Genomic DNA, 16,462 nt, shown 5'->3' on the forward strand with positions numbered 1-16,462 from the left:
TAATAAAGAGGGTATTTTACCCTCTTTATTTTTTTTAATTAAATTTCAAATCTTTTTTTTTATTAAATTATTAATCATAATTTAGACAATTGTAATCCAACTGATTCCTTAACCAAACTCAACATAATATGTTTAATCGGATTGTATCTTTTTTTATTCTTATTCCTTTTTTTAGTAATTGCTCAAAAGACAATACTGATTCTTTATTTACCAAACTAGATTCCTCGGCAACAGGAATTAACTTTATGAATGAAGTTAAAAATGGTGCTGATATGAATATTTTCAAATATAGAAATTTCTATACCGGAGGGGGTGTTGCAATTGGAGATATTAATAATGATGGTTTAGCTGATATATTTTTTACTTCCAATCTAGGCGACAATAAATTATATTTGAATAAAGGTAATTTAAAGTTTGAGGATATTTCAAAAAAAGCAGGGATAGATATCCCAAAATCTTGGTCAACAGGCGTAAACTTGATTGATATAAATGGCGATGGATTACTGGATATTTATGTTTCGAATGCAGGAAACAATATTAATTCTATAAGAAAAAGTCAATTGTTTATTAATAATGGCAATTTGACTTTTACAGATAGAGCCGAAGAATATAATCTTGCAGACACTGGAATTACAACTCATGCAGCATTTTTTGATTATGATAAAGACGGCGACTTAGATTGTTACATTCTTAATAACAGTTTTATTCCTGTGAGTAGTTTAAATTATTCTAACAAAAGGGATTTACGAGATAAAGACTGGAGTGTAGCCGATATTTTAAAAGGTGGCGGTGACAAATTAATGCGAAATGACAATGGGAAATTTGTAGATGTAAGCAAAGAAGCCGGAATTTATGGAAGCCTAATAGGTTTTGGTCTAGGAGTAACCGTAGGAGACGTAAACGGTGATACATATCCTGATATCTATATTTCCAATGATTTTTATGAAAAAGATTACTTATATATCAATAATAAAAATGGAACGTTTACAGAACAAATTGAAGGTTGGGCTTCACACATAAGCCAATCCTCAATGGGGGCAGATATGGCCGATGTAAATAATGATGGTAAATCTGATATTTTTACAACAGATATGTTACCTGAAAATGATGAACGCTTAAAAAAGACTACAAATTTTGATAACTATGATTTATTTACCAGAAAATTAAATCTAGATTTCTATAATCAATACATGCAAAACACTTTGCAACTAAACGATGAAAACAACAAATTCTTAGAAATAGCAAATTTTGCTGGAATAGCAAAAACGGATTGGAGTTGGGGTGCATTATTATTTGATATGGATAATGATGGTTATAAAGATATTTACGTTTGTAACGGCATTTATCATGATTTGACTAATCAGGATTTTATGGACTTTTTTGCAAATGATTTGCTACAAAAAATGGTGATTACAGGTAAAAAAGAAGATATGGAAACCATTATTGCCAAGATGCCAAGCACACCTATCCCAAATTATGCCTATAAAAACAACAGAAATCTAACATTTACAAATGAAGCCGAAAATTGGGGATTAGGAACTCCCAGTTTTTCAAATGGGGCAGCTTATGGCGATCTGGACAATGATGGCGATCTTGATTTGGTTGTGAATAACGTTAATATGGAGGCTTTTGTCTATAAAAATAATTCGGAGAAAAAGAAAGAAAATCATTTTATAAAAGTAAAACTTAAAGGTGAAAATCAAAATAAATTTGCCATAGGAAGCGTTGTAGAATTATACGCCGGCAAGGAAATAATCCGTCAGGAATTAATACCATCAAGAGGTTTCCAATCTTCGATAGATTATGTAATGACTTTTGGTGTTGGAACTAAAAAAATAGATTCTTTGCAAGTAATTTGGCCTAATGGAAAATTTCAAACCATTAAGAAAATCAAAAATAACTCCACCTATAATTTGAATATAGCTGACGCAAAATCAAATTATATTCCAAAAAATAATAAACGTAAATCGATATTTACAGAAAAGAAAAACAACTTTTTAGGACATAAAGAAAACGATTATATTGATTTTGATTATGAAGGTTTAATTTCAAAAATTCTATCTCAAGAAGGCCCAGCATTAGCTGTTGCCGATATAAATGGTGATGGTAATGAGGATGTTTTTGTTGGCGGAGCAAAAGGACAAGCAGGAAAAATTTATTTAAATAATGGAAATGACTCTTATACAGCTACTAATCAAAAAGATTTAGAAAGTGATGCCAGCAATGAAGACACGGCCGCAAACTTTTTTGATGCAGATGGCGATGGAGATCAAGATTTATTGGTAGGTTCTGGCGGGAATGAAAAAGCAGATCAAGCCAATTATAAAAATCGCTTGTACATAAATAATGGAAAAGGAATATTCACTAAGAGCAACTCTATTATTCCAACAACCAATAATAATGTTTCTGTAATTACAACTTACGACTTTGATAACGATGGCGACATCGATGTTTTCATAGGCAGTAGAAGTGTTCCGGGAGTTTATGGTATTATTCCAAAACAGTTATTATTAGAAAATGATGGCAAAGGAAATTTTACCAATGTTACAGATAAAAAGGCTTTTAAACTAAACGAAGTCGGAATGATAACTGATGCCGTTTGGGAAGATATTGATAACGATGGTAAAAAAGATTTAATAATTGTTGGCGATTGGATGACACCGGTAATCTTTAAAAACACTGGACGTCGATTATCTGAATTTAAGTCGAACCTAACAAGTTTTTCTGGTTTTTGGAATGCTGTTAGTTGTGTGGATTTGAATAATGATGGTAAAAAAGATTTGATCCTTGGCAACAAAGGAACCAATACTTCTTATAAAGCAACAGCTACGAACCCAATGAAAATGTTCGTAAATGATTTTGATGCCAATGGTACAATCGAACAAATTACAACTAGAACCATTGATGGCAAAGATATTCCGGTTCATCTAAAATCAGAATTAGCCAAACAAATTCCGATGATAAAAAAGAAAAATTTGAGTTATGCCGACTATTCAAAAAAATCATTCCAAGAATTATTTTCGCAAGAAGTAATTGACAATTCTATTCAGAAAACAGTCAACATACAAGAAAGTGTAATCGCAATTAATAAAGGAAACGGTAAATTTGAAATACAAGTATTGCCAAAAGAAGTTCAATTTTCTACTGTGAATACAATTTGCACTGCAGATGTCAACAAAGATGGCATATTGGATATAATACTTGGTGGAAACCAATATGAATTCAAACCACAATTTGGTAGATTGGATTCAAATTATGGAAGCGTTTTACTAGGAAATAAAAAAGGGACTTATAGTTGGACTTCCTATAGCAAATCAGGTTTCTATATAAAAGGTGAAGTAAAACACATTCAAAAAATAAAAAATAAAAAAAATACAATCTCTTTTATAGCGGTTGTCAATGATAATACTCCCAAAATATTTAAACTGAATGAATAATTTTTTTAGAATTCTATTGGTCATATGGCTTTTTACAAGTTGTACGAAAAAACAAGATTTATTGTTTGAAAAACTAGCTTCTGACAAAAGTAATATTACCTTCAACAACCAATTATTAGAGTCAAAAAATATATCTATTTTAGATTATCTCTACTATTATAATGGTGGTGGTGTAGCTCTTGGCGACATTAACAACGATGGCTTAGTTGATGTTTATTTTACTTCAAACCAAGGGAAAAATAAATTATACCTAAATAAAGGCAATAATAAATTTGAAGACATAAGCGCTAAAGCTGGTATTGAAGGCATAAGCGATTGGGAAACCGGTTCAATTATGGCCGATGTAAATGGCGATGGTTATCTTGACATTTATGTTTGTGCCGTGGTAGGAATTAATGGTTTCGAAGGTCACAATGAATTATTCATTAATAATAAAGACAACACATTTACCGAAAGCTCGGCAGAATATGGCTTGGATTTGGATAATTATAGCACATCGGCAGCCTTTTTTGACTATGACAATGATGGTGATTTAGACATGTATTTATTGAACCATGCCGTTCATACGGAAGAATCTTTTGGCAATGCAGCCACTAGAAACAAAAGGAGCTACGAATGTGGCGATAAATTATTCCGAAACGATAATGGCAAATTTGTAGATGTTAGCGAGCAAGCTGGTATTTTTGGTGGAGCAAATGGTTATGGTTTAGGCATTGCCGTGTCCGATTTTAACCTTGATGGTAACCCTGATATTTATATTTGTAATGACTTTCACGAAGACGATTATTATTACTTAAATAATGGCGATGGCACTTTTACCGAAAGTATGAAAAGCCATTTTGGGCACACCAGCCGTTTTTCAATGGGTGTTGATGTTGCCGATGTAAATCACGATGGTTTTCCAGATATTATGACATTAGATATGCTTCCTGAGAACGAAAATGTTTTGAAATCCTCGTTGGGCGATGACAATGTTCAAATGCTAAAAATGAGAACCGAAAAATTAGGCTATCATTATCAGTACACCCGAAATATGTTGCAAATCAATCAGGGGGGCAATAATTTTACCGAAACAGCTTTAATGAGTGGTGTTGCAGCAACCGATTGGAGTTGGAGCACTTTATTTGCCGATTATAATCAAGATGGTGAACAAGATATTTTTGTTTGTAACGGAATTCCAAAACGTCCGAACGACTTAGATTACGTAAAATACTACTCGAATGATCAAATAAAAACCAAAATTTCTACAACAAAATTATTGGATAAAGAAGCCTTAAAGAAAATGCCAAAAGGCAATGTGGCCAATTGTATTTTTAAAGGTTCTAAAGATTTACTATTCGAAAATAAATCAACAGAGTGGATTGAAAACGACTCCATAATTTCAAACGGAAGTGGTTATGCCGATTTAGATAATGACGGAGATTTAGATGTTGTCACCAATAATTTAAACAGTATAGCTTCAATATATATCAATCAGACGAATGAAAAAGCTAATTATTTGAAGATAAAACTTCGATTGGCAGGAAAAAACACCTATGGAATTGGGGCAAAAGTTATTTCTTATTCAAAAGGGAAGATGCAATACAAAGAATTACAAACTACACGAGGATTTCAATCATCGTCGGAACCAATCATCCATTTTGGTTATGCAAAAACAAATACCATCGATTCGGTATTGGTTATTTGGCCCGACAAAACCTCACAAACTTTGCGAAATGTAAAAACCAATCAAACCCTTACTATCAAGCCAAATCCTAATAGAAAAGCATTTGATTATAAAAAATTACATCCAGCTGTTTTGCCTGTTTTTAAGAAAGTGGAAAATAATTTGGGGGTCAATTTTACGCATCTAGAAAATGATTTTATAGATTTTACAGCTCAAAAATTAATTCCATATCAACGTTCGGATCGAGGTCCTGCCACAGCAATTGGTGATTTAAATGGAGATGGAAAAGATGATATATTCTTTGGGGGAACTAAAGATATAGCTTCACAAATTTACATTCAAAACGCTAACGGGTTTTCAAAAAAAACTTATCCTTCATTAGAAAAAGACAATGTTTTTGAAGACGCATCGGCAGTAGTTGGTGATTTTAATTCCGATAAAATTAATGACTTATTTGTGGCTGTAGGCAATGGCGAAAACGCACAAAATTTAGAAAATCGCCTGTATTTTGGAAATACACTAACAAAATCTACTTTACCGTTAATGCACCAAAATGCTTCGGTTGTCAAAGCTTTTGATTATGATAATGATGGCGATTTGGATATTTTTATTGGCAACAGCTCTAAATACAATCGCTTCGGAGAAAAATCGGATTGCTATTTATTAAACAACACTAAAGGCGTTTTTACCATCGTTCAAAACAAAACTTTTGAAGGGATCGGCATGGTCACCGATGCTGTTTTTAGTGATTTTAACAAAGATGGAAAAACAGATTTAGTAGTGGTTGGCGAATGGATGAAACCAATGTTTTTCGCAAATAATAATGGAAAATTTACCAATGTAACCGAAACTGTTTTTCCAGAAAAAAGTAATGGTTTGTGGCAATCAATTATTCCGTTTGACATAAATGGCGATGGAAACCTAGATTATTTAGTTGGAAACTGGGGAATGAATTCAAAATTCAAAGCTTCGCAAGAATTTCCAATGAAAATGTATTATGATGATTTTGATTCCAACGGAACATTTGAAACTATTGTAGCCATAGAAAAAGGAGGCAAATATTACACCACAATGGGGCTAGACGAATTAACAGAGGAATTTAGCGGAATGCTGAAAAAGAAATTTCATACCTATAAATCCTTTGCAGGAAAGACTTTAGAAGAAGTTTTTGATCCAAAAATGCTTGAAAAAGCAAAATTATACGAAGTCGATAATTTAAAATCTGGGTATTTAAGAAACGACAAAGGCAAATTTACTTTTGTGCCATTTTTTAATAAAATGCAGGTTGCTCCAATAAACTGTTTTGTAAAATCAAATTTTGAAGGCGGTAAAGAAGAAGTTTTTGCTGCTGGAAATTATTTTGGGGTTTCGCCATATCACAGTCGTTTTGATGGTTTTTCGGGCGCATTAATTAAAAACGAAAAAACAATTTACTTAGGGAACCAAATCGGAATCGACTTGACACAAAAAGCTATAAGACATTTAAACATAATCAATTTTAACAGCAAAAAATATTTATTAGTGACCATAAATAATAAAAAAGCAGAAGTATATGAGTTGCCAATGAGTAAAAATTAATGCAAAAACACACTAAATAAAACAATAAAATTATAAAAATGAAATCTAATATTTATCTTTTAGGAATTATAGGGCTGTTATTTATTTCCTGTAAAAAAGAAGCCCCAATCAAAGTTACAACAGATGATTACTGTGCTGTGGTAGATACTGTAACAGCAATTATGGTTCACGACATTTTTTCGCCTCCTGTTGCCAGCAGAATTTATTTATATCCTAATGTTGCCGCATATGAGATTATGGCTCAGAATAGCACAAAATATGAGAGCTTGCAAGGGCAAATAAACGGCCTGGATTCTATTCCAAAATTAGACCCAAAAAGTGGCGTCAATAAAAATTTAGCAGCACTTATTGCTCATATTGAATTAAGTAAACAATTGATTTTTTCTGAGGAAGCATTAGAAAAATATAGAGACAGTTTGTATAAAAAATGGGGTTCAGAAAATTCAAAAGAATTTGAAGTTTCAAAAGAATATGGACTTAAAGTAGCCGATCAAATCAAAAAATGGATGGGTAAAGACAATTATAAGCAGACCCGAACTATGTCTAAATTTTCTGTTCATATAAACCAATCTGGAAGATGGCAACCAACACCTCCGGCCTATATGGATGGTGTTGAACCACATTGGGGCGAAATAAGAACATTGGTTATGGATTCGGCTGCTCAATTTAAACCAATTCCTCCTTATCCTTTTTCTACCGATAAAAATTCTACTTTTTACAAAGATGCAAAAGAAACATATGATATAGGAAATATGATTTCCCAAAAATTAATTGAAGTAGAAAAAACCAAAAGTAAACTTATTCCTGAAGAATCTGCTATTGCAACATTTTGGGATTGCAATCCATATGCCACAGTTACGCAAGGGCACATGATGTTTGCAAAGAAGAAAAATACTCCTGATGCGCATTGGATTAATATTACAAAAATTGCTTTGAAAAAAACAAAAGCTGATTTTGAAACAACTGTTTTTACCTATACCAAAACATCCATCGGGATTTTTGAAAGTTTTATCAGTTGCTGGAATGAAAAGTATAGAAGTAACGTTGTGCGTCCTGAAACCTATATAAATCAAAATATAGATGAAAACTGGAGACCACAATTGCAGACCCCTCCTTTCCCGGAATATACAAGTGGCCACTCCGTGGTTTCTTCCTGCTCTGCCACTATCTTAACATCAATATTTGGAGATAATTTTAGCTATGTTGATGATTCCGAAGTCAATTTTGGTTTACCGAAAAGACCTTTTAAATCGTTCAAACAAGCTGCATCAGAAGCTTCAATCAGTAGGCTGTACGGAGGAATTCATTATAGAGCTGCAATTGAAAACGGTGTTAACCAAGGCAATAATATTGGAAATTATATTATTAAGAAATTAAAAATGGCAAAATAATGTTGAACAAGAAAAAAATTGTTGTTGGATTATTATTTTTATTTTCCGTTTTGACTATTTGGTATTTATTAATAAAAAAAAGTGATTATTGTATCACCTTTAAAGAAAAAACAGCTTCCGGAACAATTTTTCAGGGCATCCAAGAATGGACAGTGGCTCAGCAAGTAAGCAACAATGAAGTTTATTCTATTCTTGAAAAGAAAAATTTTGATTACATCAAACAAGAAATGAAAAGAGGTAAAACACAAATGGAATATACTTGGGAAATGAAATCCGTAAATGATTCCGTAACCGAAGTAATAGTCGGAATAAAAGATTTGAACCACAGTTTTTATAATAGAATAACCGCTCCATTTTTAAATACAAATTTCAAAAAAGAACAGATTTTAAAAATAACCAATTTCAAAAAAGGTTTAGAAAAACATTTAGAAAATTTCAGAGTAAAGATTGATGGTGAAGGTAAATCTGAGGAAATATTTGTAGCTTACATTAATTTGAAAAGTGTTTTACAAGAAAAGGCTCAAAATATGATTGGAAACGACGCAATTATTACTGGATATCTACAAAATAATAACATTAAAATTACTGGAAAACCTTATGTTGAAATTGAAAATTGGGATCTTGACAATGAAACACTAGTTTATAATTATTGTTTTCCAATAGACAAGAGCACAAAGATTATTAATGATGCTAATGTAAAATTCAAGACAATTCCAACCCAAAAAGGATTAAAAGCAACCTATTATGGCAATTTTAGAACTTCGGATCGAGCTTGGTTTGCATTGTTAGATTATGCAAAAAAACACGATATTAAACTAAAAAACAAACCATTGGAGCATTTTTTGGCAAATCCATTTAATGGAGGCAATGAATTAGAATGGAAAACTGAAATAATTATTCCTTATGATGTTGAATAAATAGTGCTTATTTAGAATAAATCTAATATTTCGAAAACGTTTTCGGTTGCTCCGAAAACGTTTTTATTTTTTAAAAGCATTATATTAATGTATTTAAAATTATTTTTAAACAAAAACAAGAGAACAAAAATGGGAATGAAATTAAAATTAAGTTTTTGGCAAATTATCAATATGAATGTCGGCTTTTTTGGTATTCAATATAGTTTTGGTTTACAGCAAAGTGCCGTCAATCCCATTTATGATTTTTTACACGCAAGTCCAGATCAAATTCCTTTATTAAATCTTGCAGGACCATTAACTGGCTTATTGATTCAACCTATAATTGGAGCAATGAGTGATAAAACTTGGCATCCAAGATGGGGAAGGCGAAAACCTTACTTTTTTATTGGAGCATTAATTTGTAGTATCGCTTTATTTATGTTTCCATTTAGTAGTTCATTATGGATGGCTGCTGGCTTGCTTTGGATTCTGGATGTTGGTAACAACACTGCTATGGAGCCTTATCGCGCTTTTATTGCAGATACTCTGAACGAAGATCAACAACCAATAGGTTTTCAGGCTCAAAGCTTTTTTACAGGTTTTGGACAATTTTTGGCATATATTTCTCTTTTTCTTTTTCCAATTGTTTTTGTAGGTTATACAGGGTCGTTACCAACTTGGATTTACGCCTCCTTTTTTTTAGGAGCAATCCTTTCTGTAACTTCCATTTGGTGGAGTATGAGCAAAACAAAAGAAATCCCACCAACAGTAGATGAATTAGCCATATTAAAAGCAGAACCTTTAAATGTATTTTCACCATTCATTGATATTTATAAGGCCGTTTTAGATATGCCAACTGTGATGTGGCAACTGTTTCTGGTGTATTTGTTTCAGTGGTATGCGATGATGTGCTATTGGCAAAACAATTCAAAAAGTATTGCCTTGTCCGTATGGAATGTAACTCCAAAGGATGTAATGCGTTACGAAAAAGCAGTTGAATGGAATGGATTAATTGGCGCTTTTGGATTTATAGTTACATTTTCTATTGCTTTCTATTTAGCCAAATTAGCCAAAAAACATGGTGCAAAAATGATTCATTTTGCGTGTCTGCTATTAGGAGCTATTTCTTTTTTGTGGTTTCCAATGGTTCAAAATCAATACATGTTCTTTGCGGTGATTATTGGCTACGGTATTGCTTGGGCTAGTATGATGGGTATTCCATATTTGATGGTTGTTGCGGTTGTTCCAAAAGAGCGTTATGGGGTTTATATGGGAATTATAAATATGATGATTGTTATTCCAATGATTATCCAAAACTTATCTTTTGGTTACATTTTAAAGAACTTCTTAGATAACGATCCTCGTCAAGCAATTCGTTTTGCGGGTGTATTATTAGTGCTTGCAGCTATTTGTACTTTATTAATTAAAATAAAAAACAAAAAATTAAGTGAATAATTCAATAAATAATATGACAGATAAAATAGATATCCTTTGCGTGGGAGAAGTATTAGTAGATTTTATTGGACACCAAGAAAATGTTCTTATCGACGAAACTAGAGATTATCACAGATATTTAGGAGGTTCTCCAACTAATGTCGCCATGAATTCTACGAGATTAGGATTGAATACAACATTGGTTGCTACTGTAGGAAATGATGGATTTGGCAGTTATATTTTGGAAAGATTGTCAAGTGTTGGGGTTAACACCAATCATGTTAATGTCATAGATAATAAATCAACAAGCGTTATATTCGTATCAAGATCTGATGGTACACCAGATTTTATACCCTATCGTGAAGCAGATTGCTGTATTTATGAAGAACAAATTTCTGAGCAAATTTTATTAAATACCAAAATATATCATACCACTTGCTTTGCATTAAGTAAAAACCCCGCCCAAAAAACAATTCTAAAAAAAGCACAAGAAGCTTATAACTTAGGATGTCAATTAAGTATAGATGTTAATTATGCCAAAAAACTTTGGAGTAGTCAAGAAGAAGCTTTTCAGGTAATTAAAACCTATTGCAGTTATAATCCATTGATTAAAATTAGCGAAGACGATATGCTGCGTCTTTTTGAAAAGGAACTGCCACATGAAGACATTTTTAATTTTTTTCATAACGAGGGTGTAGATATTGTATGCTTAACTTTAGGAAGCAAAGGGGTCAAGTTATCTCAAAAAGGAAAAGAAATAATACAAATGCCAGCGATTAAAATTGATAAGGTTATGGACTCTACTGGTGCTGGTGATGCCTTTTGGTCTGGATTTCTATTTGCTTATATTAAAGAAAAAACAATTGATGAATGTTTGGATATCGCATTGAAATTAGCGGCTTTAAAACTGCAAAACGTAGGAAGGTTACCGGATAATATCAATATTCTATCTCAACTTTTATAAAATAATATGCAACAAAATAATGAAATCAATAATGGTGTAATGCTTAATGCTTACCCAGATAGCATTGGAACCAAATTTAGCGATACAATGGCGATGCTTAAAATGTCTGAATTTAAAGATGCTTTTTCTTTATTATATGTATTGCCAACTTTTTTTAATAGTGATTTAGACAGGGGTTTTTCAATTATTGATTATAATATTAATAAAGATTTGGTTGACACAAATGATTTAAATGATTTAAAAACTCTTGACATCAAGTTAAAATTTGATATTGTATTAAACCATTTATCGGTCGGATCACCTCAATTTAAAGATTTACTGCAAAAAGGTGACAAATCTATTTTTAAAGATTTTTTTATTAATTGGAATGAATTCTGGGAAGGATATGGAGTAAAAAACGAAGATGACATCGTGATTCCAGAACCACAGTTTCTCAATAAACTGTTTATGAGAAAATCGGGATTGCCAATATTAAAAGTACGATTCCCTGATGGATCTGAGCAACCTTATTGGAATACATTTTACCAACAAATAACATACAATCCCATTTTTGAAACTGATTTAAAAAATATTCAAGGCTTAACCGATTCGTCAAAAACACAAATTGTAAAAAAGATCAATCATGCAATCGAACAATCCATAGATTTATGTGCTATTGATTTTGAAGACTTTACTAATTTAAAAACAGAAATAGTACAAATTGTAGAGAATAAACGCTCCTATTTGGGACAAATGGATGTAAATGCCTCCTCTCCCTTGGTTTGGGAATTTTATGAAGAAACACTACAGAAATTAAGTAGTTATGGCTGCACTATTTTGCGCTTAGATGCTTTTGCTTATTTGCACAAACAAGTAGGTGAATCTAATTTCTTTAATAAACCGGGGACTTGGGAATATTTAGAGCGAATTAAAAACATAGCCCAAAAAAATAATTTGATGCTTTTGCCGGAAATTCATGCAGAATACGGACTTCATTTACATGATGAAGTAGCAAACAAGGGCTACTATATTTATGATTTTTTCTTACCAGGATTGACCATTCACACTATTGAAAGCAAATCGAGCAAAGCCTTATTGAGTTGGGCAAATGAAATTGTTACCAAAGGATATAAAACAGTTAACATGCTGGGTTGCCATGATGGAATCCCTGTCCTGGATTTGAAAGGAAAAGAAGTCAATGGCGTTTACAATAAAGGATTATTAGAAGATGCCGAGATAGAAAAAATTATGAATACAATTATGGAACGTGGTGGTCGTGTAAAAAACCTTTATGACCCATCAGGTAACAAAATTTCGTATTACCAGATAAACGCTACATTTTTTAGTGCATTGGGTGAAGATGAACAAAAAATGCTTTTGGCAAGAGCAATACAAATGTTTATGCCTGGGATTCCACAAGTTTGGTATTTGGATATATTCGCCGGGAGAAATAATTATCAAGCTGCAGATAATGGAGGCAGTGCAGGTCATAAAGAAATTAATCGCACTACATTGTCGATGCAAGACGTAACTCAAGGTTTGACAACAGCCATTGTAAAAAAACAACTTGAAATCATTCGTTTAAGAAACACAACAAAAGCATTTTTAGGTAAAGTGGAAATAAATGATGATCTTGAAGACAAAATTGATATCAAATGGATAAACAATAAATCTGTTATCCATTTAAAGGCAGATTTAGAAAGCTATAAATTTACAATTGAGCATATTGAGAATGGAATAACAACTGTTTTTAGCTATTAATGTTAAAAATATAGTCTAGTTTAAAAAACAGCGTGATTATTTTGTGTTTTGTATTGTTATTTTATCTATTTTTAAAATTTAGGTATTGTTACTAATTTGAATCATATTTTTAATTTTTTTGTAAAATTACCTTACAATCAAGTGGAAAATCCCGTAAAAAATATCTAGCCTTTTTTGGCGGGAAACCATATTAAAATTCCTACTTATCGAAATGATTACTATACAAGAATATTATATAACCAGGAAATAAATGAAAAAAAACTCCATCAAAATAGCAATGTATCTCAACTATTTTGTTTTTGCAATTTTATTAAACAGTGTTGGAATTGTTATCCTAAAATCACAAAAAAATTACGGTGTCAATGAAATTCAAGCCAGTATATTAGAAGCTTTTAAAGATTTGCCTATTGCAATTGTCTCCTTTTTAATAGCCTCTTTTTTACCGAGAATAGGTTATAAGAAAGCAATGCTTATCGGTTTAGGATTAGTGACATTTGCTTGTATTAGCATGTATTTTGGAAATTCTTTCGATACTGCAAAATTACTTTTTGCAACCGTTGGTATTTCATTTGCATTAATTAAAGTCTCCGTGTATTCTTTAATAGGAACCATTACAGAAAATCAAAAAGAACATAATAGCCTGATGAGCAGCATCGAAGGCGTATTTATGATTGGAATTGCCTTAGCATATTTCCTGTTTCCTGCCTTTAATTCTGAAACAAATGCTGACACCTGGCTGAATGTATATTTACTCTTGGCATTTATTTCTTTGTTATCATTCGGGTTTTTGTTTTTTGCAAAATTTGAAAATCAAACTCAAATTCCGGGTGTTGATTTAGCTGATGATTTTAGACAAATGTTCAAATTATTTGCAAAACTTTTAACTATTGTTTTTGTAATTAGTGCTTTCTTGTTTGTGATGATTGAACAAGGAATTATGACTTGGCTGCCTACATTTAATGATAAAGTGCTTCATCTTCCAGAAAATATCAGCATAATGATGGCAAGTATTTTGGCGGTTTCTTTAGCTGTTGGAAGGCTTATAGCTGGCCAAATAACAAAGAAAATAAATTGGATTTGGGTGTTGGTTTTTTGCATCATCAGTGCTATGTTAATCGTGTTATTTGTACTGCCAAAAACCGTTGGACTCAAAGTAACAAATATTAATTCATTGAGCGATATTCCATTGATAGGATTTGCTTTTCCGCTTGTGGGATTATTCATTGCGCCTATTTATCCTTTGTTAAACTCGGTTATTTTGAGTGCATTACCCAAAAAACTACATAGTTCCATGACTGGATTAATAGTGGTTTTTTCAGCACTTGGCGGAACAATTGGTTCCAGAATAATAGGTTGGTTGTTTATGAATGAAGGTCCAGAAAATGCGTTTTATTTCACATTAATTCCCATGACATTATTATTGGTATCTTTCTTTATATTAAAAAAATTAACTTCAAAAAATGAAATTTAACCTTAATATTAGCCAAACAATTCAACAACTTTTAGAGCAAGAAGATACTGATGGCGATAAAAGAATAACCATTGACGACAAGGGGCTAAAACATTTTACATTAAAAAATAAGACCGAAGAAATTGTTGTTGAAGGAACTTATCATCTTTCAAATTTGTTGCAAGAATTAGTTTTAGCTAAAGAAAATAATCACGATTTTATTGAAACCGATGCTATTTTTGAACTTCCGACAAACCGGATTTCGAAAATGATTCGAAATTATTTTTGGGATGGTTTAACGAGAACTTTGGACGAAAAAGGATTAGACAAATTATTAATTGATTCGAAATCTAAAACCGAAAAACCTATTATATATGTTCCATTTTCAGATGATTTTGGATTGCAATATTATCAAAAAATTGCACCTAATTTTAATTTAAAAGTGGTTCAATTACCCAAAATAATTTCCCCAGAATATGTAAGCAGCATTAATGATGAAGGAGGGATTTTGGCTTTAGCCTTAAAAAAAGAAGGAGGAAATACAGTAGGATTTCCATTTGTAGTTCCTGGAGCAAGATTTAATGAAATGTATGGTTGGGACAGTTATTTTGAAAACGTTGGATTGCTAATTGATGGGGAAATAGATTTAGCACAAAGTATGGTCGGAAATTTCGCCTATCAAATAACGCATTATGGTAAAATTCTAAACGCAAACAGATCCTATTATCTCACCAGAACACAACCACCATTTTACTCCAGTATGATTCGAGAAGTTTTTGAAAAAATGCCAATCAAAGACTTTAAATGGTTACGAGAAAAACTCCAAATTTGTATTAAAGAATACGAAACCGTTTGGATGGAAAACGAAAAACGACTTACGGAAAACGGACTCAATCGTTATTTCGCACAAGGAATTGGATTACCCCCAGAAACAGAGTCAGGACATTATGATGATATTCTGAAATCATTTGCCAATGAAGCAAATTTGTCAATTCCAGAATATGAAAAACTTTATTATCAAAGAAAAATAGAAAACAAAACACTCGATGCTTATTTTGTACACGACCGTAGTGTTCGCGAAAGTGGACATGATACTAGCTATAGATTAGAAGGAATTTGTGCTGATTTAAATGTCGTTGAACTCAATGCAATGTTGTATAAATATGAAACCGATTTTGCTGAATTAATTGCCTTGCATTTTGATGATAAATTTGTATATAACACCACAACTTACAATCAAAAATACTGGACAGAAAAAGCAGCTAACCGAAAAAAACTGATGAATCAATACCTTTGGAACGAGCAAGAAAGTTGTTTTTTTGATTATAATTTTAAAACCCAAAAACAAAATATTTTTTTATCTGCAACCAGCTTTTTTCCGCTTTGGGCAAATTGTGCCACACAAGATCAAGCTGATAAAATGATAGAAAATTGTTTGCCTAAATTAGTTTATTTAGGGGGAATTGCAGGCTGTTCCGAAGAGGCTCTTTCAACTATTTCGAAAGATCAAATGCAACGACAATGGGATTTTCCAAATGGTTGGCCCCCACATCAAATGGTTATTTGGCAAGGCTTAATCAATTATGGATATGATGAAAAAGCACAGGAATTAATATACAGATGGCTTTGGATGATAAGCAAAAATGCTTCTGATTATAACGGAACAGTTCCGGAAAAATATGATGTTGTAAGTGCATCACACAAGGTTTTTGCCGAATATGGGAACCAAGGGACTGATTTTGAATATATCAGCCGAGAAGGTTTTGGGTGGATGAATGCTTCTTTTCAATTGGGATTATCTCTTTTAAATGAAGATTTAAAAACTAAATTAAATCAATTAATTAATCCAAATGAATTATTTGATTAATTAATTTGTGTCGCTATTTACGGTTAAATTAAAAAATTC

9 protein-coding genes are annotated in these 16,462 nt (G+C 31.9%); all 9 read left to right on the plus strand.

Features of this window, described 5'->3' with window-relative positions; translation table 11 throughout:
* Nucleotides 1-128: 128 nt before the first annotated feature.
* A complete protein-coding gene (locus IR213_RS09675; protein ID WP_194312110.1) occupies nucleotides 129-3,437 on the plus strand; it encodes a VCBS repeat-containing protein in 3,309 nt (1,102 codons plus the stop codon).
* On the plus strand, nucleotides 3,430-6,681 hold the full coding sequence (locus IR213_RS09680; protein WP_194312111.1) for a VCBS repeat-containing protein: 3,252 nt from the start codon (nucleotides 3,430-3,432) through the stop codon (nucleotides 6,679-6,681). Before IR213_RS09675 ends, IR213_RS09680 begins: the two co-directional genes overlap by 8 nt.
* A 38-nt stretch (nucleotides 6,682-6,719) precedes the next feature.
* Nucleotides 6,720-8,072, plus strand: coding sequence for a vanadium-dependent haloperoxidase (locus IR213_RS09685; RefSeq protein WP_194312112.1), 1,353 nt, complete (start codon nucleotides 6,720-6,722; stop codon nucleotides 8,070-8,072).
* A complete protein-coding gene (locus IR213_RS09690; protein ID WP_194312113.1) occupies nucleotides 8,072-8,989 on the plus strand; it encodes a GyrI-like domain-containing protein in 918 nt (305 codons plus the stop codon). Before IR213_RS09685 ends, IR213_RS09690 begins: the two co-directional genes overlap by 1 nt.
* A gap of 129 nt (nucleotides 8,990-9,118) precedes the next feature.
* On the plus strand, nucleotides 9,119-10,423 hold the full coding sequence (locus tag IR213_RS09695) for an MFS transporter (RefSeq protein ID WP_194312139.1): 1,305 nt from the start codon (nucleotides 9,119-9,121) through the stop codon (nucleotides 10,421-10,423).
* Nucleotides 10,424-10,436: 13 nt separating this feature from the next.
* Nucleotides 10,437-11,366: a carbohydrate kinase family protein gene (locus IR213_RS09700; RefSeq protein WP_194312114.1), complete on the plus strand. Its 930-nt coding sequence runs from the start codon at nucleotides 10,437-10,439 to the stop codon at nucleotides 11,364-11,366.
* A gap of 6 nt (nucleotides 11,367-11,372) precedes the next feature.
* Nucleotides 11,373-13,106, plus strand: coding sequence for an alpha-amylase family protein (locus tag IR213_RS09705; protein WP_194312115.1), 1,734 nt, complete (start codon nucleotides 11,373-11,375; stop codon nucleotides 13,104-13,106).
* Between the two features lie 250 nt (nucleotides 13,107-13,356).
* The gene (locus IR213_RS09710) at nucleotides 13,357-14,577 is read left to right on the plus strand and encodes an MFS transporter (protein ID WP_194312116.1); all 1,221 of its coding nucleotides are present in this window, start codon (nucleotides 13,357-13,359) and stop codon (nucleotides 14,575-14,577) included.
* Nucleotides 14,567-16,423, plus strand: coding sequence for a trehalase family glycosidase (locus tag IR213_RS09715; RefSeq protein ID WP_194312117.1), 1,857 nt, complete (start codon nucleotides 14,567-14,569; stop codon nucleotides 16,421-16,423). Before IR213_RS09710 ends, IR213_RS09715 begins: the two co-directional genes overlap by 11 nt.
* The last annotated feature ends 39 nt before the right edge of the window (nucleotides 16,424-16,462 follow it).

It is taken from the genome of Flavobacterium soyangense (genome assembly GCF_015277675.1).
Classification (GTDB): domain Bacteria; phylum Bacteroidota; class Bacteroidia; order Flavobacteriales; family Flavobacteriaceae; genus Flavobacterium; species Flavobacterium soyangense.